The following is a 26,622-nucleotide window of genomic DNA, read 5'->3' as shown; positions in this document are numbered from 1 at the left end:
TTGAAAAAAATAAGTTTAAGTTCAAAAACAATATCCTACTGGGTACTTCAAATACTGGTTTGGTCGTTTTTATCCAGTGTTATGGCGGTTGGTTACTGGGCCAGTGGTAATGAATTAAAGTTGAAATTGTGGCAGGTGATCACCGATTTTTCGGTAGTAATTTTTCTTTCAATTTTCTTTACCCACCAGATTAAAAGAACAATCAATAAATTTATTCAGTTTGATGCCCTTAATGTAAAGGATCTTTTCAAAATTCTCGGTTTACTCATTGCAGGAACTCTCCTCTTCTATTTAACTTATGAGCTATATATAAAATTCGCCTATAGTCTTATTTATAATAGGCTTGATGTTCTTGACCATCCATCCCAGGAAATGAGCAACAAAATTATTTTTATTTTAAATTACTGTATTTACTTTATTATCTGGACAGTATTTTATGTTGCGATAAAAGGTTTAATGGAGTTGAACAAAAGCAGGGAAATGAGATTACAACTTGAATCTAACCTAAGGGAATCACAGTTAAATACTTTGAAAGGGCAGATAAATCCGCACTTTATGTTTAATAGTTTAAACAATATCCGTGGATTAATGCTGGAAGATGTACAAAGAGCCAGAAATATGCTGACAAGCCTTTCTGAAACTTTGCGCTATTCCTTAACTAAAAGTCATGTGGATTCCATTGCACTGGAAGATGAGTTAGAGATGGTCAGAAATTTTATTGAAATATCTAAAATTCAGTTTGAAGATCGTCTTCAATTTAAAGAAGATATAGATAAAACATCTCTAAATACTCAAATTCCACCAATGATTATCCAGATCCTCATCGAAAATGCCATTAAACACGGAATTTCGAATTTAAAAAAAGGAGGAACGGTAAATCTTTCAACAGAATTAAACGATAGAAACTTACTCATAAAAGTCGCTAATACAGGAACTTTGAGAACCAGCGAAGACAGCACCCAACTGGGCATAAAAAATATTAAACAACGTCTTGAATTACTATATGGCGAAGCAGCGACTTTCAGTTTAAAAGAAATGGAAAATCAGGTGGTCGCCATTATTAAAATTCCGGTAGCATGAGATCATTAAAAGCAGTTATTGTAGAAGATTCACGCCTGGCGCGTAATGAATTAAAAGAGCTCCTTAAGATTCATAAAGAAATTGAACTTGTAGGCGAAGCCGAAAATGTAGACGAAGGTTTTAAGCTGATTACTGATAAAAACCCGGACCTCCTGTTCCTGGACATTAATATGCCGGAAAAGGACGGATTTGAATTACTTGAAATGTTAGATGATGTTCCTGTAACTATTTTTACCACTGCTTTTGATGAATATGCCATTAAATCTTTTGAATACAATGCTTTTGATTATTTACTGAAACCAATTAATCAAAAAAGGTTTACGAAATGTATAGAAAAAGTAATAGAACAAACCAGTGACAGCTCATCATCAGATTCTAAAACTGAAGGTGTTTTAAGCCTCGATAAGCAGATATTTATTAAAGATGGAGAGAATTGCTGGCTGGTAAAGATTCAGGATATTTTTATGTTTGAAATAGTAGGAAACTACACCCGCGTATTTTTTAAAAACAACAAACCATTGATCTATAAATCCTTGGGACAGATTGAAGAAAAATTGCCAGCTGATGTATTTTTCAGGGCAAACAGACAACAGCTAATCAACATTAATCATGTAAAAAAAGTAGTTTCCTGGTTTAACGGAAAACTTAAAATCGAAATGAATTCCGGAGATGAAATTGAAATCTCCAGAAGACAATCCTACCTTTTTAAGGAACAGTTGAGTTTATAAAAAATAACCTTGATAAATTTATACAAAATGAAAAAAACTAAAGCAAATTCCCGAAAAACCTATACTGTCTTTGGAATCAGTATTTTTACCATAATACTAATTATTGCAATACTTCTTTTTCTTAATAAAATTCAATTTGGAATATCGGAAATATAGAGGCTGTCCCTGAAATCGATTTCCAACTCCGATCGAACTGATACCTCTACAGCGACAGAAAAATGTAGAAAAAAAGGAAATTGGGTTGGAAACGATTGTCCCCCCGAGCGCAGTCGAGGGGTTAGTTAACTCTTTTTTCCTTTTTAACAAACAACAAACCTCAAACAATTAAGACAACTTTCTAACTGCTAAAACCAACACCTCCACTGCCCTATCGATCGTTTCAATTTTTGTACGGAAAGAAAGTACGGCAAGCCTGATCACGAATTTCCCGTCAATTAATGTAGAACTCAGAAAAACAGTGCCATTTTTATGGATTTCCTTCAGTAATTGTTGATTAAAATAATTTTCATTTTGATCCTGCGGCCACCAGAAATAAGTTACCGAAAGATCAGGTTCGGGTCCAATTTTAAAACCTAATTCCTGTATTCGTTCTCTGAAGTAGCGGGTAAGCAGTAATTTCTCTTCCAGGCAGGCTGTAAAAGGCTCTATTCCGTGTAACTGTAGCGGTAGCCATAATCGTAGCGCACGAAAATGTTTGGTAAGTTCGGGTGAAACATCTGCGGGATCTACCCTGGAAGTATCCGCATGAGCGTCCTGCATGTAGTTGGCACTGTAGTGATGGGAATGGAAAACCGCTTCTTTATCTTTTACCAACACTGCACCGATTCCAAAAGGTAAAAAGAGACTTTTATGAGGATCCACAGCCAAGGAATCTGCCATTTCAATTCCGTCGAATAGCATTTTCCGTTGTCCTGAAAGAATAAAAAATCCGCCGTAAGCCGCGTCAATATGATACCAAAGGTTATTTTGCTTCGCGATTTTGCCAAGTTTTTTTAATGGGTCTACAGCACCGGTATCTGTAGTTCCTGCTGAAGCAATTAGCAGAAAAGGTTCCAGACCATTTTCTTTATCCTTCTGAAGTTTTTCTGAAAAATCCTCCGGAATTATTTTTGAATTGGAATCCAGCTGAAGGTGGCGGATGATAATATCTTCAAGTCCAATAATTCGCAGCGCTTTAAGGCAACTATGATGTAGCTGCGGACTAAGATACACCACGTTTTTTTCAATTTTCGCACCTTTTATTTGGTGTTTGTCACGCGCGGAAGTTAAGCCAATCATATTGGCAATAGAACCACCGGAAGTCAGGTTTCCAACGGCAGATTCAGGAAATCCAAAGAGCGATTTCATCCAGTCCAAAAGCTCGTGCTCCATGGCCACTGCGCCGGGAGATGCGAATGATAGTCCGGCGTATTCGTTGGTAATATCCACAAGGTAATCTGCCAGCGCCGAGGCGTAAATTCCGCCGCCGGGAATATATCCCAAATGTCCTGCCGAAGCGGGATGGATTCCTTTTGCGGCAACTTTAGAATTATAAATTTCGAGTATTTTCTTAAGCGGTTTTACTTCAGAAGTAATAGAAAAATTCTCTTTTTTTGCCTTTTCCGAAGAATAAGTTTTAGTAGTAGGTAAATTATTTAAAAAAGTATTGGCGTATTGCTGTACTTCTTTTAATATTTTATTCCGTTCATCTTCAGAAGGTTCCAACGCACCCGAAATCTCGCTTAGTGCCCGGATTTGCTTTTTTAAATCGTCCATTTAGAATTCTTTTCAGCACAAAAATAGCGAAAATAAGAGCAGTGCCTAAAAAGCCAATTATCGTACTCCTATTATTCCAATGATAAAGAATTCCTTCGGAAGCAACTATTTTCTACAGGTCGATAATTGCCATTTTGGAGGCATCCCCTACTCTACTTAAATAATCCTCAATTCTAAAGCTATTTTTGTAAATCTTCTGAAAATTCCTGCAAAAGCAGCTTCAATTTGGGCTCGATATAGGCTTTGCAGAAGGGTTTTTCCGGATTTTTGAGGTAATAATTCTGTATTTGCTCCCTGGAAGGCTCAAAAGCACCAAAAGGATACACTTTAGTGACAATTTTTTCAGAAAAACTTGCCTGCAGAGTCATTAATGCTTTTTCGGCTTCAACTTTTTGATCAGAATTGTAAAAATAAACGGCCGACCGGTACTTAGACCTCATACTGTGGTTGGAAGTACTATTATGGGTATGCAGATGTATTTCAATTAAACGCTCTAAAGGAATTTTTTTTGAGTCATAATGAACAATAACCGCTTCAGAAAACGCGGAATGCGATTCTGTTGATGCTACGTAACCCTGTTCAACCTTTTCCACTCCTTTTAAAGACTGAAAAACGGCTTCTGTACACCAATGGCACCCGCCACCCAAAGCTATTTTAGAATCTGCAGCCATAAGAATAATTCAGAGTCTCAATTCTTCATATCGTTTACCTCCAATTTTATTTGCAAACCGAGAATAGAGCAGGAATTTCTTGCGGGTATTTATAAAGTAAACTCCGGTTAAAAGTACCATCGCCGCGATTACAGACTGAGTGGTAATTTGTTCATTTAAGAAATACCATCCCAATATAAGCGCAATTATGGGGTTTACATATGTTGATGTAGCTACTTTTTCCGGAGAAACTGTTCGCAGTAAATAATTGAAAGAAGTAAAGGCTACAATGCTTCCAAATAAGATAAGTAGAATCATCGAAATTTGCGTGGGACTGCTCCATGCTGCCGGAGCGCTCCATTCTTCCCCAAAAACCATACTTGCTATAAAAAGTAAAAGTCCGCCATTAAACATCTGGTAGCCGGTATTGACAAAGTAATTGGATGGTAAATTCGCCCTGCCAACAAACAAGCTTCCGTAGGCCCAACCTGTTAATGCCAAAGCAATCATAGACATGCCTAAAACGGAATTTTCCTGGCTTAGCACCTGCTTTTGACTTACCAAAAGGTAGATTCCAATTATTCCAAGCACCACACCCACCATAGACATCGCCGGAATCTTTTTCCCGTCAATGATCCTCATTAATAAAAGTACCACCAGAGGTTGAGCCGAGATTTCCAAAGCAGCAAATCCTGTATCTACATGTCTCAGCGCCCAGACCACCACGCCGTTTCCAAAAGCCAGGAAAAGGAAACCGGCAATGACTGTATTGAAAAATTGCTTCCTGCTTATGGCCAGACTCTTTCCCGTAATTTTACAGATAATGAAGATGAGGGTGCCGGCTGTGACAAATCTTATGGACGCCAGCATAAAAGGAGGCAGCTCGGTTACCGCAATTTTATTAAGTAAATAAGTAGATCCCCAAATTACATATACCGAAAAAAATGCCAGTATGATCAGCGTGGGATTAGGAACATTTTTCATAAAACAGATAGCTTCTAAAGCAGCTACAATATTAATGATAACTTTTGAGGAAAATTTTAAACCCGGGAAATCCTTACTTTTTTCTTTTTAAGCCTTGTATTATTCAATTCTTGCACGAGTTTTTCGGCTTTTGCTGGCGGCACAGACACAAAAGCGCAATCCTGTTTGAGCTCAATTACTCCTAATTCATCTTTGATGAGATTTCCCTGTTTCAGAAATAGTCCGGCGATATCACCTTTGGAAATTTTATCTTTTCTCCCTCCGGAAATAAATAATGTTGTCCATTTTGTTTGCTTTGGCTTTGAAGCCTGGGAATCACTCTCCAAATTTTTGGTGTAACTGTCCGGCGCGATATACTCCGGAAGACTTTCTTTTTCATACTGAAGCACATAGGCTGTACCTTCGCCGTGCATCCTGGCAGTTCTTCCGTTTCTATGGGTGAACTCCTCTTTTCTATGCGGAAGTTCATAATGAATAATGAATTTTATTTCCGGAATGTCGATTCCTCGTGCAGCCAGATCTGTGGCAATAATGAGACGATATGTCCCATTCCGGAATTTTATCAGCGCTCTTTCGCGATCCTTTTGTTCCATTCCGCCGGAAAAACACGCGTGCTGCATTCCATTCCTTTCCAGAAAATCACTGACTTCCTGAATACTGTCCTTAAAATTGCAGAAAATAATTCCGGGTTCATTTCCGGTGCTTTGCAGCAGTTTTAGCAACGTTTCCAGCTTATCGCGTTTTGGAGCAACCACTACTTCTGTATGTAATCCGGCAACGCCTTCCTTCAAATAATTAATGGTTTCCGGCTCCTTTAAACCTGCAAAAGAAGGAATTTTAATATTCTGAGTTGCAGACGTCAGGATCCTCTTTTTGAGCTGCGGAAGGGAATTGATGATTTCCTTCATTTCGGCTTCAAATCCAACTTCTAAGGATTTGTCGAATTCATCGAGCACCAGGATTTTAATATTGTCCACCGAAAAAGTTTCCCGTCGCAAATGATCTGCCACTCTGCCGGGCGTACCAATAAGAATCGCCGGCGGATGGCTGAGTTCAATTTTATCTTTGGAAAAGGCACGGCCTCCATATACAGCATTGGCTTTAAATCCCGAACCCATTTCCCGTGTTACCTGCTCTATCTGGATGGCCAGTTCGCGGGACGGCACAAGGATTAAAACCTGTACTTCTTCCAGCGTTGCGTCCAGTTCTTCAATTACCGGCAACAGGAAAGCCAGGGTTTTACCCGTTCCTGTTGGGGACAAAAGAATAGTATCTTTCTTCGTTTTTATCGAAACCAACGCCTCTTTTTGCATCGGATTAAGTTCTTTAATTCCGAGCTTCCCGAGTATTTCCTGCTGATTTTTAATTGGTGTTGCCATCTGAGTTGACTATTGTGAATATTATTCCGGAGAAGTTCCCCAAAAAGGTATAAAGAAAAAGAAAGCTCCACAAAATGGAGCTTTCAGGTATATATTTTACAGGAATAATCCTGTGATTTTGATTTGAGCTGGGGGTAATTAGATCTTCTTTACCCTAACCGCGTTCATGCCCTTCATTCCTCTTTCAAGTTCAAAAGTCACTTTATCATCTTCATCAATCTCATCGATCAATCCGCTAACATGCACAAAATGCTTCTCCTGAGAATTGCTGTCTATGATAAATCCAAAACCTTTGGAGTGATCAAAGAAAGAAACTTTTCCTTCTTTTGGCGCATGCTTATCCTCTTCTTCACCTTCCACTTTCTTTGGAACCCCGATTTCAATTTCGGAAGCATCAATTTCTACTTTGTCTGCAGGATCTGGTGGAGTATCTGTTAGATTTCCATTTTTGTCAACATAGGCAATCTCAAAAGAACTTCCTTTGGAGCTTGATTTGCGCTCTTCTTTCTTCTTACGCTTCTCCTCGCGCTTCTTTGCACGTTGTTTTTCTTTTTCGATTTTATTAAATGTTTGTTGAGATTTTGCCATTCGTCTATTTAAATTGTTTTTAGTTTATAAGTATAAATTAGTAATTATATGGGAAAAATAAAAATATAGACCATTTTTATCTTGAAATTTAGGAAAGAAATATGATTGTATATCCATTGACTTGTGCAAATATAAGCGTTTTAATTATATTAAAATAGTACTTAAATAAAAATGTAATTTATTGAGCCCTAACAATTTTATCGTTAATTGTTGTCTGGTTAGCATAACGCTTAAAGCAAGTATGGTTCAGCAAAACAAAGATTGAATTGCATGTCCCAAATCTAATTTGTATTTTAAACTGAATAAAAAATTAGTTATGATGAAAGCCGTAGGATATAAAAAAAGCCTTCCTGTAGAGGATCCCAATAGTTTTATTGAATTTGAAACTGAAAAACCAACACCTGGAGAAAATGATTTACTGGTCAAAATTGAAGCAGTCTCTGTAAATCCTGTAGATTTTAAAGTCAGGAAAAATGCTGCTAAAGACAAAGAGATGGAAAAGCCGAAAATTATTGGTTGGGATGCTTCTGGAACTGTAGAGGAAGTTGGTGAGAATGTCAAAAACTTTAAAAAAGGAGACGAAATTTTCTACGCCGGAGCTATTGGCAGGCAAGGTTGTAATGCAGAATATCAACTTATAGACGAAAGGATCGCGGGACATAAACCTCAGAATCTCTCCTGGGAAGAAGCTGCGGCCATGCCCCTAACCTCCTTAACCGCCTGGGAATGTATTTTTGAAAGGCTTCCAATTACCGAAAACAGTGGTAACAATAAAGTTATCCTGGTTATTGGAGGTGCCGGCGGAGTTGGCTCTATCGGAATCCAATTACTGAAGAAACTTACTCAATTTAAAATAATCGCAACAGCGTCCCGCGACGAAACCGAAGCATGGTGTCGCGAAAGAGGTGCAGATGTGGTGGTAAACCATAAAAATCTTGAACAGGAGATGAAGAGTAAAGGATTTGAGCAGGTAGATTATATCCTGAATTTTTCAAACACAGATATCCATTGGGATGCTATGGCAGCTCTTATCAAACCGCAAGGGCATATTTGCTCTATTGTGGAAACCAAAGATCCTGTCGATTTAAACAAAATTAAAAACAAAAGTGTGGCTTTTCACTGGGAGCTGATGTTTACCAGGCCTATGTTTGAAACTGATGATATGTACAAACAGCATGAAATCCTGGAGCGGATCTCCAGCCTGCTGGAGGAAGAAGTTTTGGAATCAACTTTAAATAAAACTTTTCACGGATTAAAATCTGAAACCTTCAGGGAAGCTCATCGACTTCAGGAATCGGGCAAATCTATAGGCAAGAACGTTATTAAATACTAAAAAAGTCCTGTGCCAAAAATGCCAATTATCGTCCTTCTGAAGAATTTCAGAAGGACTTTTTTATGCAATATGGTACAGGACGTTTTGCTAATAATATATTAAAAAGTCTATTCTACTTCTTCTTTCCAGGCTTTCGTTTCATAATCTAAATAGCCTTTTTCTCCGGGAACGTAAAATGTATCCTCATCCCAATCTGATAACGGAACATTTTGTTCAAAACGCTCTGCAAGATCTGGATTGGAAATATAAAGTTTTCCATAAGCAACAAGATCTGCATCGCCATCTTCTATCACTTTATTTCCTTTTTCCTGATCAAAACCACCGTTAATAATAATAGTTCCGTTGTATATTGGACGGTAACGTTTAGCGATCTGTGTCTCTGCATAAGGAATATCAGAAACATCGTTAAAAGGTTCTGACAAATGCAGGTAAGAAAGATCGTATTCGTTAAGTTTTTCGATAATATAATCGAAAGTAGGAATCGTCTCTTCATCCATCGTCATTCCAAATATTCCGTTTAGTGAAGGATTCAGTCTTAACCCGATTTTATTCTCCGGCATTACTTCTTTAATGGCATCAATAACATCAAAAAGGATTCGTGCCCGCTTTTCTTTTGTACCGCCATACTCATCTGTACGATGATTCGATGTCCCATTGAAAAATTGGTGCAATAAGTAACCATTGGAAGAATGAATTTCCACACCGTCAAAACCAGCATCCATAGCATTTTTCGCGGCTTTTTTAAAGTCCTGAATTGTTCGTTGAATATCTTCTAACGTCATTTCCCTTGGAGTGACAGTATCTTTAAAACCTTCCGGAGTGAAAGATTTAGCTTCGGGATTAATAGCTGAAGGGGCCAGCGGGGCTTTTCCATCGTGGAAATCGGGATGTGACATCCTGCCCACGTGCCAAAGCTGAATAAAGATTTTACCATCAGCTTCGTGAACACTTTTGATCACTTTTTTCCAGCCTTCTACCTGGGCCTCACTGTGAATTCCCGGCGTATTAACATAGCCTACAGCTTCTTTGGAGATTTGCGCCCCTTCGGTGATTATCAATCCGGCTCCCGCCCTTTGCTTATAATAAATATCGTGCAAACCTTCTTCAGGTTTATTTTCGGCGTTAGTTGCCCTGCTCCGCGTCATAGGTGCCATTACCACTCTGTTGGCCAGCTCGATTCCGCTAAGATTATAATTTTGTAATAATGCCTGTTTCTTGCTCATAAATTTGTTTTAAGTATTCGAAAACATGGAATTTCTTCAGATTTTTCAGCAAAACCGACTTCAGAATCGTAAAGTTTTCATAGCAATTTAATTCCCATGAAGCCGGTATGACATCCGGAAAAAAAATCCGGAATCTTATTTTCGCTGAATTAAGAAAAAGTATTCTTCATCAGAAGCATATTTTCTGCAAGCAAAATTAAGTAAAAGGCCTCCAGAGGCCCCTTGATTTATGTTAGTAATGGCTGTTAAACATTGTTAAGCCTGAAGGATTTCCTTACGAATCCTGCTAAGGCTTTCGGGTTTAATTCCAAGGTAGTTGGCAATATGGGAGTTGGGAACCCGTTGTTCAATTTTTGGATATTGTTCGCAGAACTCAATATAACGCTGCTTATTGTTTTTTTGAAGCGCAGACAAAATCCTGCTGCGCAAAGCGACAAAGGCATTCGTGGTTTTAATACGAAAAAAACGTTCAAATTTCGGAATTCTTTCGTACAGGGTGTCGAGCGTGCTTTTCTATATTTCCAGTAAAAGTGAATTTTCGATAGCAACAACAAAAAGTTCAGCCTTTCTTCCGCTAAAGAAGGCTTCAAAATCGCTTATCCACCAGTCTTCCACTGCAAATTGAATAATGTGCCTGTTGCCACTTTCATCCTGATAATATGCTTCCAGGCAACCGCTAACTACATAAAACTCTGAAAGGACTTCCTGTCCAGGTTCTAATAAAAATTCTTTTTTTAATAGTTTCCTTTCTGAAAGTACGCTTAGAAATTCAGTTTCTTCTGAAGGATCAAGTTTTATAACCTGTGCAATGTGTTGCAGGATTTGATTTTGCATGTAAAGTTTAAAGTAACTAAAGTATGAAAATTGCCATTTTAGGGGTCACTAAATTAAGGTTCTTCCTTTAATTATTCTTTTTTAATTGGAACCATATAAACAGGAATGTCTGTTTTCTCCAGGACTCGGGAAGCAATGGTTCCTACAAGAAGTTTCTCGAGGGTGGAATGGCTATGGGTGCCCATCACGATTAAATCTGCATTCCATTCTTTGGCATAATGTAGTAACGCGGTGTCGGTTTCTCCTTCTGCTAAATGATAACTTGCTGTGGGATCCTGAAGATGATCTGTGGCAGTTTTTAGAAATTCTTCAGCGAAATTCCTCATCTCCTGTGACAGGTTCATATCTGTAGCAAGATTATAGCCGTCATAACCCATAAAAGTAGGGTACTGCATGCCATAGTAGCTTACGTCTGTTAGCACGTGCATAAGGCAAACTTCAGCATTTAATTTTTTTGAAAGATCGTGACCTGCTTTTGCCACCTGTTCAGAAACGGGATTATAATCTATAGCAATTAGAACTTTTTTCATAACAAATTGAGGTTGGTAATTATACCTGAAGTTACAAAATAGTCATCGCTTTAGAAAGGCGGATGTAAAAATTCTAAAAACTTATTCTGACTGGGAATTATTATGAAAATTCTTATTCTTCTTCCTGTAATTTGATGGTGAAATCCCGTGCTTATCCTTAAAAATTTTAGAAAAATAACTTTTATTGATAAGACCGATTCGGTCTACAATTTCAGCAAGGCTTAAATCTGTATTAATAAGTAGATTTTGGGCAAGATCCAGGCGAACCTTATTAACATAGCCATTTACAGTATGGGAGTACAAATCATGAAAACCCTGCTGCAGTTTATTTGCATTGAGCCCCACCTCTCTCGAAATCACTTCTATACTATGAAAGTTGATGATATCTAGTTTAATAATTTCTGCCGCCTTTTCTATTTGCTCTACTTCATACAGGCGCAATAAAGAACGGTTACCAACATCTTTTAAATCATCCTGATACTGGAGCATTTGAAGGGCTATAATTTCATATATCTTACCTTCAGTAAAAAGTTTTTTAAGAAATTCCTTCTCTTTAAAATTTTCAATTTCCTTAAACATTTCAGAAATATGAAGACTATACATCCCTTCATATAAAAACTGATGGCTAGCCTTTTCGTCTGTAAATAATTTTTTAAATTCCTCCTCCATACTTTCTACTTCACAGGAGGTTTTGGATTGAAACTCATCTCGCTGAATTTCTATACTAGTAATTACAGCTTTTTCCCCTGCCAAAAAACTGAGTATATGGCCATTACTCCGTTCGCTGGCTACCACCGCATTCTGAAATTTTTTAATGTTGTGAACAACCTTTTCATTACCAAATCTATGTCCTACAGAACCTTGTAGAGCATAGATAAATTTTAAAGGATGTACTTGGGTTTTTACAAAATGAATTTCAAAATCCTTTTGAAAAGTACAGTCGTAGATTATAAAACCCAGTCCATTGCCAAAATTAATACCCTTTATAGTTCCTTTTCCCATATTTGAAGGAACCTTAATATAATACTCTTCGCAGTTCTGTTGCAGAGGAACATCGAAGGCTTCAGATATATTTCTTAATACATCATTTATTGGCAGGGAATTTACTTGAATTGTTTTCAGAAAAATTGTTTTGAACAATAGTAGGCTTATTAAAATGGCTAAACTGATAACAAGGAAACCTTTAACAAATCTTTAAGGATAAATACAGTCTTTACTTTTACTATAAATACGTTAATTATTATGAATCAATTAATTAACATATTTCGTTTGTTATTATTTTGCTAAGGGCTTTTCCATATTTACTGCTGTTCCTTGAAAAAACTTATATTAATAAAAACAGATATTTTTTGGTATGGCAGAAGAGAAATTAAAACGTTCCCTCGGTTTATGGGATGTACTAATGTTTGGTGTTGGTGGAATTGTTGGAGCGGGTATTTATGCAATAATTGGGCAGGCAGCTGCACTTGGAGGGAATATGCTATGGCTTAGTTTTGTTATAGCTGCTTTTGTGGCATTACTTACCGGCTTATCTTATTCAGAATTTGTAAGTCGCTTTCCGGATGCCGGCGGGAGTTTTGAATATATTAAACAGGGATTGGGAAATAAGACCGCCCTCTATATGTCAATTTTCATGGTTTTCACCGGAATAGTAGCCGCCGCCGCTATCTCCATTAGCTTTGCCGATTACCTTGGTCGGCTGATAGAAGTTCCCTCCTGGATAATTGTAATCGTAGTTGTTGCATTAATGGCTTTATTTAATATTCTTGGCTCTAAATACAGTTCCTATTACAATTCTTTTGCTACTATAGTCACTTTGCTGGGTCTAGGTCTAGTTGTAGTGGTATGTATTCCTGATATCGGTTCCCGTAGCCTTATAAAAATGAATGACGAAGGCTGGACAGGGATAATGGCTGGAGGTGCCCTTATTTTCTTTAGCTATATAGGTTTTGAAGATTTGGTGAAAATGGCTGAGGAAACAAAGGAACCGGAAAAAAATATGCCCAAGGCGGTAATGCTTAGCGGTCTTACAGTACTGCTTATATATGTTCTTATCGCAATTTGCTCCATAAGCGTTATGGGTTGGGAAGAACTGGCAAATGCCAATGGGCCTCTTGCTGCAGTAATAGAAACTAAACTGGGAAATATTGGCGCAACAATATTGGTAATTGTAGCACTTTTTGCCACCAGTAAAACTATTTTAAGTAACATTTTGGGGACGTCCCGACTCGTTTATGATGTTGCCCGGGACAGTGAAATAAAATGGATGAAACGTTTTACCACTCTAAAAGGTATAGGTACAAAAACACCTAATTATGCTATTATAGTAATTGCCATAGTGGCCATAATATTTGGATTAATAGGAAACCTGAAAGTGGTTGCCAGTATAAGCAACATATTTATTTTTATTGTCTTTGGAATGGTTAACGTTGCTTTGCTGCGACTGCGCTATATAAACCGCGACAAAGAGAAGGAAAAGCCTTATTTCCACATTCCATTAAACGTAAATAATATTCCTGTTCCTACAGTAATTGCGCTGGTGACAATTATTATCCTCTTTGGATTCAATATTTATAACCTTTTACAGGGAAATCTTTAATTAGCGGTTGCCGCTTGCAGCATCCTCTATTTCTTTTTTAAGATGATCCAGGTAAAGTATTCCGTTTAAATGATCTATTTCATGCTGAAAAATTACAGCTGTAAAATCTTCTACCATTTCTACATGGTGGGTGTTGTCCAGTTTATCATATTCTACTAAAACAGCATAAGACCTCGTCTTTGTGGTATCACGACGATCGGGAATGGAAAGACAACCTTCCAGACAATCCTGTTTTAATTCTGAATACTGAACAATTTTGGGGTTGAGAAAAAGTTCGAATGGAAAATTTTCCTTATCAAATCGCTGCACCCAGATAATGTTCTTCAGAATTCCAACTTGTGGAGCTGCAATTCCCGCTCCCAAAGACATGCTATCTGTAACAGTTTGATAAAGCCGCTTTACGAACCTTCTTAGGACAGGGTCTGAAGGATCTACATTTACATCTTTACTTTTGGTTCTCAATAAAATTGAATCGCTATGATTTGTTATTTTAAACACCCGCATGGGTTCGGAACTATCTGCAGCCATTATCATTTCTACCTGTTCTTGTGTAAAGGAACTATCTGCCTGTTTGTTATTCCTCATACTGGAGCAACCGGCAATTAGAACTACCAGAAACAATACGGAGAGTATATTTTTCATACATTAAATTTAATACTTGAACAAAGCTACGGCTATTCATTAAAAAAGCCGCAAAAATTAATTTGCGGCTTCTGTCTTACTTATTTGTTAAGGATTATCTTCTATCCCTACGAACATGATCATCGTCTTCGGATTCTTTAATCCTGTGCTCTTCATTAACAGTAAACTCAGGAGAACCTAAACTACCTCCAAAGAAAGCAGCTAATGCACCCAGAAGTAATACTCCAAAAGCAATAATACTAAATCTCCCAATCGCATCTGTAATTTTATCACTCAGCTCTATAGCCTTTTGTTTAGCATCGGCATAAGCCTGCTCGGCTTTATCTATAGCTTGCTGTATATTTTCTTCCCACTTCTGGATCATTCCGTCAATCTCTGATTCACTTAGTTCTGTATTTTCAGTCAGGTAAGTTTTTAATTCTTCCTTCTGAATATATTCCCCATCTCCCTCCAGTTCAATATTTAGATTTCCGTTGTCATCCATATTGAAATTAAGGTCGTTAAAAAATTCTTCAATTTCCATAGATTTAATTAAACCTTTAGGATCTACCTGCGGATTCTCCAGCATCTGGCGGGTATCTGTAGATGCACCTTCCGGAACCACATCATATCTTTCTGCAGTATTTAAAACCTGTAGCACCTGCTGCTTAGCCTTTTCAACAGAAAAGTTAGCCTGATCCTGACTTTGTTGTTGGGCCTCCTGTACCTGCACAGTAATTTGTTTGGACTGGTTATTATTACCTCCAAATAATCCGGAGACTATGTTTCCCATTCCATTCATTATTGATCCTACTGTAGATGTAAGAAAATAGAAAGTCACAATTGCATAAAGTGCCCAGGCAAGAAATCCATGAATTCCACCATCTGCTGAAGAAGGAAAACCAGACATTCGTCCTGCTACCAAACCTCCAACAAACAAAGCTACTAAATTGGATAAGCCCCACCAGATTATTGTTCCGGTTCCAAGTCCTGCAAGAGGATCAGATTCTGTCATGGGATTTATGGAAGTAAGTCCAATCCCTAATCCCAGTAAATTTAAAAGAAAACTTATTGCCAAAGCAGTTAATGCACCGGCAAAAATTGCGCCCCAGGAACTCCTGGTAACCTTATCCCTTAAATTATTAAAACCTGTTCTTGATCGCGTTGTACGTGTTGTATCCATAAATATATTTTTAGTTGGTTTCTTCTAAATTAAGGCAACAAAAAATAGAAAGGATAGAATAAAGGATAATTAAACGTTAAACAGTCATTAATTTAACATTCTTATAGTACAATTTTTAATAATTTTTAAATTTAAGGAATTTGTAGTGCGAAAATGTGAATTTTTTGGCATTCACTTTAGCACCTCCCACTAACAAAAAATCCTGTAGATAATAAAGGAATGCTTAAGTATTCTAAGGAAAATAAGGAATTTTTTGGTGCTATTGTTTAAGAACTATAATGCTGGCTTTTGCTCCGGTTAGCAGGTTCCACACGTTTCGGGTGACTGGCTGTCCCTCGGCATCAAATACCCTCAATTCTGCAGTATTTGGTCCCGAGTGTCCCTGATTAAGAGCTTCAAATTCGATATTGTTAAGTCCGCTATCCAAGGTCACAAGAATAGGACGATAACCACCATCAAGCAAAATACTAGGTTCCACTACAACTCCATTAACCCAAACCCTTATACGATCCCCATCTACAGATTCATGATCACGGCAATATAATTCTACATAGGCGCCTTTAGTTGTAAAATCACCCATATATTGATCTGCCCTGTATTCTTCTTTAGCTTCTTTATCTTTTTTCCATTTTTCTTCAACGGCGTCACCGGCTGTTAGGAATTCATTTTTTGTTTGCCTAAAATCCAGCTTCTTTGGTTCCTCTTTTAAAAAATCATTCTCTTTATCCTCATCTTTATTTAGACGAAATGAAGAAAAAGTACCAGAATTGTTGTTCTCTGGTTCAGCGGGTAAAAGGGTGCCGGTATTTGTAGATCTTGGAATCTCAATTTGAGCATGGGCTCCAACAGTGATCCCTACTATTAAGAATAAAGTATATAAATATTTCATTTTCAGGCTTTTCACATAATGGCCAAATGACCTACGCACATCATAACAAAAATACAGCCAAACATATTGCTTTAATGAACAAAATTTTAAAAATTAATCATCAGCTGCAATCCGCTGAACGTATTCAGCTTCTATCTCATTATAAGTTGTCCAGAATCCTTTTGGCTCAAGACCTTCCAGACGATCTGATAGAATATTCAAGTGGGCATGCCATCCACTACAGACAGCTATTAATGTACCTTGATTCTTTCCAAGATTTTCGTGGGTTAGAAGAAGATGCGTATTATTCTCTCTGCTACTCAATTCGAAAGTGACAAGTGAGTCGTCATTCCAAGTAAAACCTAATACTTCCGGGGGATCGAGTTGCACTACTTTCTCATTTAAAGTTTCTCCATCAGATTTATCTTTAAATTTTTCTGGAACAGAATCTTCCTGCATGGATAAATTTCTATGTTGGAAAACAAGTTTAACCTCCCCTCCTACTTCCAACTGCATATTTCCGGAGGCAAGCCAAAGACCACGTTTATCAGAATCTGTTAAGTAATTCCATACTTCCAGAATCTTATTCTGAAAAGTCCGCTCAAACTTTACAGTACCCGGAGAAGTAATTCTGCCATATTTCTGCATCTCATTTTTCTGAATGGTTTATAGATTTTAAAGATACTAATTAATGGAAAATAAAATGCAGAGCAGAAAAAGCAAATGAACTTTTATTCTCAAAAGTCGTGATAAATCCTCTAAAGAAGTTGTCCAATACTTTTTGACATAGTACATTGGTACTCATTCTTACCTGCTTAAATTAAATATATCATGACTGTACATCACCTCCTGGAAAAAGAATCTATAGCAAACAAATTTGTCGCACAACTCAGGGATATTTCCGTTCAAAAAGACCGCTTACGTTTCAGAAGAAATGTTGAGAGACTTGGGGAGATTTTGGGGTACGAACTGAGCAAAAATCTAAGTTATGGGCAGGAAAATATTACCACTCCACTTGGTGAAATTACAATGGACCTTCCAAAAGAGGAAATTGTGATTTGCTCTATATTGCGAGCAGGATTGCCACTGCACACCGGATTATTAAACTATTTTGATGATGCAGAAAATTCATTTATTTCTGCATACCGGCATCACCCATACGACGATGAGGAGTTTGAAATCCTTGTTGAATATTTGGCATCCCCTTCTTTAGAGGGAAAAATCCTTATTCTGGCTGACCCCATGTTAGCTACGGGAAGTTCTTTTGTAAATGTTCTTAGTGCACTGGAAACTATGGGTAATCCAAAGGAAATTCATTTGGTTTCTATTATTGGAGCAAAGGAAGGAATTAAATATGTGAGCAAAGAATTTCCTGAAAACAGCCATCTCTGGATCGCGACGATAGACGAAAAATTAGACGAAAGAGGATATATTGTTCCTGGCCTGGGTGATGCAGGGGATCTCTGTTTTGGACCTAAACAGCAACATTAAGCTGAAGCTAAAAAGGATAACCAATTGCGAAATTAAGAATAGGGCTGCCAAAATCATACGTCCAACGATCCCCTTCAGGAAGGGAAGGATCGTGCATAGGCGCAGCAAGATCAAAACGAATTACAAAATTCTGAATATCTACCCTAAGCCCGGCACCGACACCAATTCCCAGTTCGTTTGTGAAATCTGATTCAAAATGTCCACCTGGCAAAGCATTGTCTTCCTCAGTATTCCAAACATTTCCGGCATCAGCAAAAACTGCTCCCTTTAAAAATTGAATAATAGGGAATCGATATTCAATATTTGCTTCCAACCTTAAATTCCCTGTCTGGTCAAAAAAGGTGATATCATTCTCAGATGTGTAAGTTCCCGGTCCCAACGAACGGATCCTGAAAGCTCTCACGCTATATGGTCCGCCGGAAAAATATAGTTTTGGAAATGGCATAACATCAGAATTCCCATAAGCTTTACCCAGTCCTGCAAAAAGTCGGGTTGCAATCTTTTGTTCACCTCCAAAATTAAAATGATATCTAAAATCTACATCTGCCTTTGCGTATTGGGCATAAGGCATTCCCAGGAATTTATTCGGTTCTCCTCCCTCACCCGAACTTCCACCACTAATTAGGCTTATGGTATTACCGGCAATGTCCAATGTACTATTAACAAAAAACTGATGCGTATTGCTCTCATCTACCATACCATTATAAGTAAATGAATAGGTAAGACCCGCAATAAAGCGCTGCTCAAAACTACTTCTAAGGAATGGGTTGTCTTCAAGTATCTGTTCAAATTCCTCTGTAGTCTTACTTAACTGCGAATAGCTAACCGAAATCGGATTAAGTTCGTGCGTTACATATCTGTTTGCATTCCATAAATATCCGAAAGAGGAAGAAGCAGAAAGAAGAGTATAAAGCTGACTCCTGGAAAGGTAATTACCACCTAGATTAATTTTTGTCTTGGGTATGGAATAATCAAACCAGTTATCTTCTATATCAATAGGAAATAAAAGTCGCGGCACCATCAAATCTGCATCCAAACCCAGATTAATACTATTTAAACCTGCATTATCCCCTCCTGCAATTTGAACCTCATATCCTAAATTAGCTGTAATATTTAAGGTTTCCCCTCCTTTCCATAAATTACGATTGCTGAAGGTCACGGCAAGGCTCGGTCCTGCAAAATTATTGGATTTTGTGACTCCCTGAAGCTCTGCCCTTATAGCTCTTTTATTTAGTGGGGACAGGAAAATATTAGCTTCCAGTACACCAAGGCTGTCGGTACTTAAACTGTCGATTTCGTCATAACGGATATTTACAAACTTATAAGCCCCTATTGATCCAAGACGTCTACTGGTGTTTCTGGAAATTGACGGACTATAATTTTGTCCCTCATCAATTAGTATATAAGGATCTAGTCGTTTCGGTTTAAAAAACTCTTCTTCCCTTATAAAATTTTTTCCTTCATAACTTACGGTATCCCTCATTAAAGAATCATTTCCCACCACATAATTGGGATATACATTTACCTGAGTAATCCTGTAAGGTATGATTCCTCTTTCGGGCACTTCATTTTTTAAACGCAGAAAAAGATCGAACTGTTTTTGATCGTACTGGTTGGTATCAGCTTCAAAAAGCAAAAATCCAGGATTAAAGTTATAATATCCTTTCTCCTTCAGGCTGGCCTCTATTCTTTCTCTTTCCAGCTTTAGTAAAGGCAAATCAAACCTCATCCCTGGTTCTAAAGGGGATTCTGGTAAAAGCTTTTTAATTTCCTGATAAATTAAAAGAGTATCGTTGTCGAGCTGATAATTTTCAAGTTCGTAAGGCGCAGGAAGGTCTGCATTATATGTAACGCTGGCGACCTTATCTTCCTCATCCCGGTTGACAGCACTATTCACACTACTGTAGAAGAAACCCCTGTTTTCAAGTCGGTTAATTAATAAATCCTGAGTTGTAACAGTTTCCACATCACTAAGATAAACCGGCTCCTCTCCTATTTTATCATTAAGAAATTTATTAATAAAACCAGGCTTCTCCCTTTGCGCTTTGTAGTGAAAATACAGCCCGGGCCGCATTCCGAGGATTTTGCTATTCGGTTCCGGACGTATAACATTTTCCAGTTCAGTTCTTATTTCCTTTAGGTCATCTACGTTGGAACTTGTATCCAGCTCTACATTTGCACCTTCATACAAAAATTCATCTTCAGGTATAAATTTCTCTACACTACAGGACTGTAATGCAAAGATTGAAACCACTATCACGTAAATAAAACTGAATTTTCTCATGTGGCGACTTCTGTTAATTTTCATCCTCCTGATTCTGATTGTCTTCTTCCTCTTCTTCCTCATTATTTAGCATGGCTGCCCATAACTCCTGAAACTTATTAAATTCCTTTGTAAAAATAAGTGCCAACCCGCTTACAATTACCTGCCCGTCAATTACATTTTCAAACTGGTTGAGTCTAAATCCTTTTAAACGCCAGGTACCATCTTCAGAAATTAAATATTGCAGGCTCACATTACCTATTAAAGGATTTGTTTCAGCAGGATCACTACTTGAACCTTCAATGTCTACTTCACTTCCAACCCTTACAATCAATCGGTCGTTCATAAATGATTTTTGCGCAGCAATATCGAGTTCCGTACGGTTCTGCGGATTCGCACCCTGGTAATCTGTATAACTATCCAACCCGAAATCAAGCTGTACCCCACTATCCCCAAGAAGCTTGTTAGAGAACATATTCAGTTGGTCTGATAAAGCCTGGTTGAGGTTATCCCGGGCAATTGTAGCTGTTCCCCCGCCACTTCCATCTGTTCCGGAATCTGGGTAAAAGCGATTTAATACAAGAAGTGAGAAAACCTGTTTATTGAGTTCCTGTTCCTGATTATTAAGTTGTTGAACACGCCCATAAACCTGTCCGCTTACCGCCCCCTGCTCCTCTTCTGGCATATCAAGCCCAAAGGAAATTTCCGGTTGCATTAATTCGCCATCAACATTTAAATAAACCAAAAACGGAAGTTCCTGTCGGAAACGGTTTTGGGTACTAACATCTGCTCCCGAAGTTTGTGCAGCCATTAAAGATGATGCTGAAGTTTCTATTCTGTAAATTGCCCTGATATCCATATTTGCATCCATAGGATCACCGGACCAGCTCACGCTACTACCCTCAGCTATTTCAAATCTCCTGCTTACCAAATTGTAAAGGCTCATTTCATAATGGCCGCCGCTCATTTCATAACGACCAGCAAGTGTGGTCCGCCCATTGGGATACATATGAAAGTTGAGATCTCCTTCTCCTGTAACTCTAAAGTTGTCTCCTGTATCCTCACTAATTATAATATTAAAAACAGCATCTTCATCTATAGAAATTAAAGCACTTATATCGAATCCGGAAAGAATTATGGTTTCATCCTCTTCATCTGTCTGAGTAAGAATAGCATCAGGATTTTCACGATTTACAAAAATAACAATGCCCCCTCGCTCCTGTATATCGACTTCATTTTCGGGAATTACATAAGTAACATCCGTATTGGGACCTATATCGAGATCCATATCTAAAATTGGCAAATTAAGATCCCCTGTTAAAGTAGCATCAACATCAAAACTGGCAGTCCCGTAAAACAGGTCATTATCTTCTGCAGTAGAATTTAAAACCTGAAAGTTTTCGGCATTAAAAGTTAAATCAAAAGATGGGTTTAAAAAGCTTTCGGTATTAACTTCACCATCCACCACAAATGAATTATCCTGCGCATCTTCAATCACAAAATTCTCAAAGTAAAATCCTTGATTATCAAAAGTAAGATTTTCATTAGGCATAGTGAACGGCGCATCCAGCATAGCTACCGTAAAAGTTGCTTCATTAAAATCCAAGTTCCCTTCATATTGAGGATTGGCAGTAGTCCCATTTAACTGAACCTCGCCAGACATAGTTCCTTCCCCGCTACTAATAGCCCCCATAGAAAAACCTGAAAGAGCAGACATTTGTACTTCCTCAAGATTTAGAACCATATCAATCTGGGCTACGGTATCTATTACCTGATAATTGCCTGTTAAATCCATAATCACTTCTCCTCCAGTTGTGGCAAGTCCAAAATCATAATTTTGATTCCCCAGTGATTCACCGTCCAGACTAAGTGTTCCCATATTCACTTCCATCAGGTTGAACTCATTAATATCCATATCTGCAAGGATTCCGGTACTTCCCGTTGGTTCTTCCAAAATAAGGTCACCATTCATCCTTCCTGTGGCCAAAGTTTCTTCGGGATTTAAATAAGAAAGCAATGCTGCCAGGTTAAAGTTTTCAAAAGTAAAACCTAGATGCTCCGTTTCAACATTAGGCAAATCTGTTCTAATTGAAAATTCCTGATCATTCCTACTAAAAACAAAATTATTGAAGTCGATAGAATTATCTGCAAATAATGCTTCATTGTCCTGCGGAATAGACCATTGATTTTTATTTAGTACTACATCTTCAGGATTTAAGTGAATTCTAAGGGTATCATTGCTACTCGTGGTTTCAGATTGTATATGTACCAATTGCTCTTCTTCATAAAAGGCCTGAAAATCAAGAAATAAAGTTTCCTGTTCCACCCTACCCACAAGATTAGTTTCCATAATGGCTAACGGACCATAGCTAAGGGTATTAAAGCCCAAAGTAAAATCGAAATTAGCCGGATTCGAATCCAGGTCGAATGCCAGACTATCAACTTCTGCCCCAGCGTAATTCACATAAGGTAAGCTTACATTTGCAAGCAAAGTGCGTTCTTCCTCATTAAAATCAACACTTAAATTAATAGTATCCATTTCTTCCAGGTCTACCAGAAATACTTCCCTTAAAATGGGTGCAGGAGCAATCATTCCACGGAGTTTTAAATTAGCTGGATTCTCAATGGTATCAGCAGGTTCCACATTATCAGAAAGATAACTGCGATAATGTCTCATGATGGCATCTGTAAATTCGGCAGGACTGGTATTGGATTCCATTTGCAAATTCAGCATCTTATTATCTACGGCAGCCGCTGTACTGTCCTGGGAAACGTATGCACCTGCACCAAAATCCCCCAGAAGGTAACTTTTATCATCATAAACAGCCACACCGTCTTTAATACTGGAAGTTACCTGAAATGCATCTCCACTTCCTTCATATATTGCCCTTAGCCTAAAGGCAGTTCTTATCTCTCTCGTAGAAAATCCAAGTCCGGCAAGGTCTGCTCCTTCTACATTCAGGCTTAAATCATAAACCGGTGCTACAGAATCCAGAACGAGTCGTGTTCTCAAATTAGCGTTAAGATTATCATCGTTATAAGAAGAAGTAATCATCCCTCTTCCATCCTCAACTTCTCCTGAAATTTCCAGACCTTCTATTGTATAATCATTATAACTAAAACTGGTAATGGTAGATTCCAGGGTAGCATCCATTGTGTTAAGATTACTGCCCTCCCCTGAAGCTTTTAACTGAAGTGTAAGAGCTCCAAGTGATTCATTCTGAAGAATGTCGCCAAGCTGCAAACTGTCAATTTCCATGTCTGCATCAAAAGCAATTTCCTCCCTGTTTATAAAACTGCCATTAAGATTTATATTACCATCTGAAGTATTTAATTGGGCTATAGCATTTATATTTTCCGGGCTACCTCTTAAATTCCCGGTTAGGCGCACTCTCTCGGGCAGGCTAATTCCAAGGCTGTCTTCTTCAATAATCTGGTTAAGATCAGATTTTGTTGAAACCAATTCGATGCTCGGAAAATCAAATTTTATCTCATCCGGTTCTGTTGGGTTTTGGATACTTCCCCTTGCTGAAATTCTTGTATTTTGTCCCCAATTCACTGTTGCTGAAGGAATTTGCAGGTAGGCGACCGGCCCGTCTATTCGTAAATTTCCGGTGATTTTTTTTCTACTGAGATTTACCAGATATTCATTGCTCCTTAGATCTGGCTGAAAGCGGAAAATCTCTTGCAACGCAATTTCAAACCTGCTCAGGTCAGCACTTAATTGTGCACTTTCCGGAGCATTTAGAAAATTATCGAGACTGCTATATTCTGCGGAAAGTTCTCCTTTCAGGATATTTCCATTTGCGGCAAAATTTAATCCTGAAAGTTCCAGCGCACTTTCAGAAACATCCAAATTAAATTCAAGTTCGTTAAAGGCTATCCCTGAAGATTCTTGAAATTCCAGCTGATTAAAGTCTGCTCCCGCAGTTTTGTTTTTTAAGTACAGATCACGCACTTCCAACGTCAATTCCTGTAGCACCAGTGCTTCAGGATTGAATTCTCCGGTTTTTGGCCGGGCGTTATTTGCCAGATATGTGATGTCGTTAGATTGCAGATTAATTTCAGCTACCTCTACCGTCCATTCCGGCCATTGGAAACCTTCCTCTGCAGCAGGTGTGGCAACTTCCGTAGAATCTGTCGTTTTAATTTCTGTGGGGGACATTTCCATATAAACAATGGAGTTGTTTAAATCCAAATTATCGACCTCTATAATATTATTTGCGAGATCCATGACCGGTGCCGATGTATTTAATTCCGCAATATCAAAACGGGCAAGAATACCATCGGGAATGGATTCATATTCCCCATTTACATTATCTATAGTTAATAAATTCACAGAAAGATATGGTAAGGGCGCATCTTCCTGCTCGGGTGATTCAGGAAAAGGTTTTGTTTGCAGGTAGTTAAAGTCTGTATCTGATAATCTTGCAGAAGCAACCTCAAAACGGATATTTTCAAGATCGGTTTCCTGCATCTCCACTTCCAGGCTTTTCATTTTAAGCCAGGTATCCATCCCCGTTACATCATCTTTATAGGTAACATAAAAATTAGAAAGATTAACATCTCCTATAGAAAATTCCTGAGTAGCTGTTGTGTCTTGCTGAGCTGTGGTCGCAGTTGTAGTAGTATCGGCCGGCATCATAGCATCTACCAAAAACTGGAAGTTAAAACCTTCTATAGAATCTTTTCTGGTAATATTCGCTCTTATCCCATCCCAATCCAGTTCATCAACAGCTATTCCGTTACCATTTATTATTGGCCATAACGGAATATCGGCTTCCAGTGATCTGGAGTAAACCAATGTGTCTCCCTCCTTATCTTCAACATAAAGTCCCTGCACGCTAATATCCCCCGAAAAAGTGATAAAAAGTTTATCCAGCTCTATAACCGTATTTGTTTTATCTGTTATTGAAGAAATAAACTTGTCCTTTATAATGCCTTGCCCCCAGGGACTTCGCACAAAAAGGATAACGAGAAGTAATAAAATAACTATTCCTGCCAGGATCTTAGCCAGGATTCTTAGAGTTTTGAGGAGTATTCTTTTACTTTTTTTCAAATCATCTGTAGGTACAATCGTCAAAGCTATCATAAAGACTGCGGATTAAGAAGTTTTGAAAGTTTATATTTTCTTAAGGTTCAATAAAAATTTGTTAAAACCTACCGCAGGGATATTAAACAAAACCAAATAAAATCTTTCAATAGGATCAATAAGGAAAAATGCGATAGGAAAAAACTGTGGCGAAAATTCACAGTTTTCGCTGGCTTTCCACAATTTAATGCATTTTTTGAAGGCACGTTTTTTTATTATAAATGTCTTTATAACCAACATTTTTCATCTAAGTACACGCTTTAGAGCCTATAAATGCAGGATTTTACGCAAATTTCCCTTCTGCCTCCCTCTCTTTCGGGAAGTTCTGGTGCGACTGTGGCACTATTCTGGAAAATACTCCGCTTACAATCGATTAAAAGAAAAAGTCTAATCTAAATTTTTATTATGAAGAAAACGATCGCAATAACAGTATTATCAGCCGCAATGTTTAGTTCATGTGTTTCCAAAAAGAAATATGTGGCTTTGGAAAGTGATCTGAATAATACCAGAAGTGAACTACAAAAAACACAAGTTGAAAAAGAAGAAATAGAAGGAAAATATGCAGCCGTTGAATCTCGTGTAGCCGATTATAATGCGAAAATCAATTCCCTTCGCGAGTCTAACGACGAGAAGATGGAAATGAATGACCTTACTGCAATGTCTAATAATAATAAAAGACAAATGAGGTCTACCATTGCCAAAATGGATCCTGAAGCTCTTCAGGGAGCCGAAACTCTTGAAGACTCGATAAACCTTGCTGTTTCTTACAATTTAAAGAATTCAATTTCTGAAGGTGGGGATGACGAAGACATTAATATTAGCGTAGATAAAACCGTGGTAATGATTGATGTTTCTGATAAACTTCTATTTGGAAGCGGAAGTTACCGTGTAAGTAACAACGCGAACGAATTGCTTCAAAAACTTGCTGATGTCATTAAATCTGAACCTACTATGGAAGTAATGGTAGAAGGTCATACAGATTCCAGAACCATGGTAGAAAACTCTTACCTACAGGACAACTGGGATCTTAGTGTAAGACGTGCTACCTCTATTGTACGTATCCTACAGGATAAATACGGAGTTTCCCCGGAAAAACTTATCGCAGCTGGACGTAGTAGTTACGCTCCTTTAGTTGAAAATGATACTCCCGATAATATGGCCAAAAACAGAAGGACAAGAATCGTAATTCTTCCAAACCTTGACAAATTTTTGGCAATGTTGGATTCTGAAGGAGAAATCTAAAAAGGAACCCCCAACTTTTGAAAGGGTAAGGTCTTCGGATCTTACCCTTTTTTTGTTTCTGCATATGCTGAAGGATTTCAGGTGATTTTGGAAAATTAAATAGTTAAAAACAAAAAGCCAGATTGAGCCTGTCGAATTTTTCTAAAGTCTGCTCCAAGCTTTAACGAGATTTTAACCGC

General features: G+C 37.9%; 21 protein-coding genes. 6 read left to right on the top strand and 15 right to left on the bottom strand.

Annotated features, from left to right (window positions below; genetic code table 11):
• On the top strand, positions 1–1,080 hold the full coding sequence (locus RM549_RS10190) for a sensor histidine kinase (RefSeq protein ID WP_311684389.1): 1,080 nt from the start codon (positions 1–3) through the stop codon (positions 1,078–1,080).
• Positions 1,077–1,808 (top strand): LytR/AlgR family response regulator transcription factor, encoded by a 732-nt coding sequence (locus RM549_RS10185; protein WP_311684387.1) that lies wholly within the window; start codon positions 1,077–1,079, stop codon positions 1,806–1,808. The genes RM549_RS10190 and RM549_RS10185 overlap by 4 nt, the downstream gene beginning before the upstream one ends.
• A gap of 324 nt (positions 1,809–2,132) precedes the next feature.
• On the opposite strand, the gene RM549_RS10180 is transcribed toward RM549_RS10185, so the two are convergent.
• The 5 genes from RM549_RS10180 to RM549_RS10160 form a co-directional block, all read right to left on the bottom strand.
• Complete coding sequence (locus tag RM549_RS10180) at positions 2,133–3,563, bottom strand: pyridoxal phosphate-dependent decarboxylase family protein (RefSeq protein WP_311684385.1); 1,431 nt, start codon at positions 3,561–3,563, stop codon at positions 2,133–2,135.
• Between the two features lie 179 nt (positions 3,564–3,742).
• Positions 3,743–4,234 carry a peptide-methionine (S)-S-oxide reductase gene (locus RM549_RS10175; protein WP_311684383.1) on the bottom strand — a complete coding sequence of 164 codons (492 nt, stop codon included), beginning with the start codon at positions 4,232–4,234 and terminating at the stop codon, positions 3,743–3,745.
• A 9-nt stretch (positions 4,235–4,243) separates the two neighbouring features.
• Positions 4,244–5,197: an EamA family transporter gene (locus tag RM549_RS10170; protein ID WP_311684381.1), complete on the bottom strand. Its 954-nt coding sequence runs from the start codon at positions 5,195–5,197 to the stop codon at positions 4,244–4,246.
• Between the two features lie 56 nt (positions 5,198–5,253).
• Positions 5,254–6,576 carry a DEAD/DEAH box helicase gene (locus RM549_RS10165; protein WP_311684379.1) on the bottom strand — a complete coding sequence of 441 codons (1,323 nt, stop codon included), beginning with the start codon at positions 6,574–6,576 and terminating at the stop codon, positions 5,254–5,256.
• Between the two features lie 138 nt (positions 6,577–6,714).
• Complete coding sequence (locus RM549_RS10160) at positions 6,715–7,164, bottom strand: cold-shock protein (RefSeq protein WP_311684377.1); 450 nt, start codon at positions 7,162–7,164, stop codon at positions 6,715–6,717.
• Positions 7,165–7,480: 316 nt separating this feature from the next.
• Here RM549_RS10160 and RM549_RS10155 point away from each other — a divergent pair, with 316 nt between their 5' ends.
• Positions 7,481–8,497 (top strand): zinc-binding alcohol dehydrogenase family protein, encoded by a 1,017-nt coding sequence (locus RM549_RS10155; protein WP_311684375.1) that lies wholly within the window; start codon positions 7,481–7,483, stop codon positions 8,495–8,497.
• Between the two features lie 107 nt (positions 8,498–8,604).
• Here RM549_RS10155 and RM549_RS10150 read toward each other — a convergent pair whose 3' ends face one another.
• The 4 genes from RM549_RS10150 to RM549_RS10135 form a co-directional block, all read right to left on the bottom strand.
• Positions 8,605–9,720 (bottom strand): alkene reductase, encoded by a 1,116-nt coding sequence (locus RM549_RS10150; protein WP_311684373.1) that lies wholly within the window; start codon positions 9,718–9,720, stop codon positions 8,605–8,607.
• 513 nt (positions 9,721–10,233) lie between these two features.
• Positions 10,234–10,554, bottom strand: coding sequence for a Crp/Fnr family transcriptional regulator (locus tag RM549_RS10145; protein WP_311684371.1), 321 nt, complete (start codon positions 10,552–10,554; stop codon positions 10,234–10,236).
• 71 nt (positions 10,555–10,625) lie between these two features.
• A complete protein-coding gene (locus RM549_RS10140; protein ID WP_311684369.1) occupies positions 10,626–11,084 on the bottom strand; it encodes a universal stress protein in 459 nt (152 codons plus the stop codon).
• 81 nt (positions 11,085–11,165) lie between these two features.
• The gene (locus RM549_RS10135; protein WP_311684367.1) at positions 11,166–12,224 is read right to left on the bottom strand and encodes a helix-turn-helix domain-containing protein; all 1,059 of its coding nucleotides are present in this window, start codon (positions 12,222–12,224) and stop codon (positions 11,166–11,168) included.
• A gap of 214 nt (positions 12,225–12,438) precedes the next feature.
• Here RM549_RS10135 and RM549_RS10130 point away from each other — a divergent pair, with 214 nt between their 5' ends.
• The gene (locus tag RM549_RS10130; RefSeq protein ID WP_311684365.1) at positions 12,439–13,683 is read left to right on the top strand and encodes an APC family permease; all 1,245 of its coding nucleotides are present in this window, start codon (positions 12,439–12,441) and stop codon (positions 13,681–13,683) included.
• Here the strand turns inward: RM549_RS10130 and def are convergent, their stop codons facing one another.
• The 4 genes from def to RM549_RS10110 all read right to left on the bottom strand — a co-directional run bounded on the left by def (position 13,684) and on the right by RM549_RS10110 (position 17,003).
• Positions 13,684–14,325, bottom strand: a complete 642-nt coding sequence (gene def / locus RM549_RS10125; RefSeq protein WP_311684363.1) for a peptide deformylase — start codon at positions 14,323–14,325, stop codon at positions 13,684–13,686.
• A 94-nt stretch (positions 14,326–14,419) separates the two neighbouring features.
• Positions 14,420–15,487: a hypothetical protein gene (locus RM549_RS10120; protein WP_311684361.1), complete on the bottom strand. Its 1,068-nt coding sequence runs from the start codon at positions 15,485–15,487 to the stop codon at positions 14,420–14,422.
• Positions 15,488–15,746: 259 nt separating this feature from the next.
• Positions 15,747–16,376 carry a hypothetical protein gene (locus tag RM549_RS10115; RefSeq protein WP_311684359.1) on the bottom strand — a complete coding sequence of 210 codons (630 nt, stop codon included), beginning with the start codon at positions 16,374–16,376 and terminating at the stop codon, positions 15,747–15,749.
• Between the two features lie 93 nt (positions 16,377–16,469).
• The gene (locus RM549_RS10110; protein WP_311684358.1) at positions 16,470–17,003 is read right to left on the bottom strand and encodes an SRPBCC family protein; all 534 of its coding nucleotides are present in this window, start codon (positions 17,001–17,003) and stop codon (positions 16,470–16,472) included.
• A 183-nt stretch (positions 17,004–17,186) separates the two neighbouring features.
• On the opposite strand from RM549_RS10110, the gene upp reads away from it, so the two are divergent.
• The gene (upp, locus tag RM549_RS10105) at positions 17,187–17,846 is read left to right on the top strand and encodes a uracil phosphoribosyltransferase (protein WP_311684357.1); all 660 of its coding nucleotides are present in this window, start codon (positions 17,187–17,189) and stop codon (positions 17,844–17,846) included.
• 7 nt (positions 17,847–17,853) lie between these two features.
• Here the strand turns inward: upp and tamL are convergent, their stop codons facing one another.
• Positions 17,854–20,154, bottom strand: coding sequence for a translocation and assembly module lipoprotein TamL (gene tamL, locus RM549_RS10100; RefSeq protein ID WP_311684355.1), 2,301 nt, complete (start codon positions 20,152–20,154; stop codon positions 17,854–17,856).
• Entirely contained in the window at positions 20,144–25,201 is a 5,058-nt protein-coding gene (locus RM549_RS10095) for a translocation/assembly module TamB domain-containing protein (protein ID WP_311684353.1), read from the bottom strand. The genes tamL and RM549_RS10095 overlap by 11 nt, the downstream gene beginning before the upstream one ends.
• Positions 25,202–25,606: 405 nt before the next feature.
• Between RM549_RS10095 and RM549_RS10090 the strand changes: the two genes are divergently transcribed.
• The gene (locus RM549_RS10090) at positions 25,607–26,443 is read left to right on the top strand and encodes an OmpA/MotB family protein (protein ID WP_311684351.1); all 837 of its coding nucleotides are present in this window, start codon (positions 25,607–25,609) and stop codon (positions 26,441–26,443) included.
• The last annotated feature ends 179 nt before the right edge of the window (positions 26,444–26,622 follow it).

Source organism: Autumnicola patrickiae, assembly GCF_031846525.1.
GTDB lineage: Bacteria > Bacteroidota > Bacteroidia > Flavobacteriales > Flavobacteriaceae > Autumnicola > Autumnicola patrickiae.
This window is presented reverse-complemented; position numbering and strand designations above follow the sequence as displayed.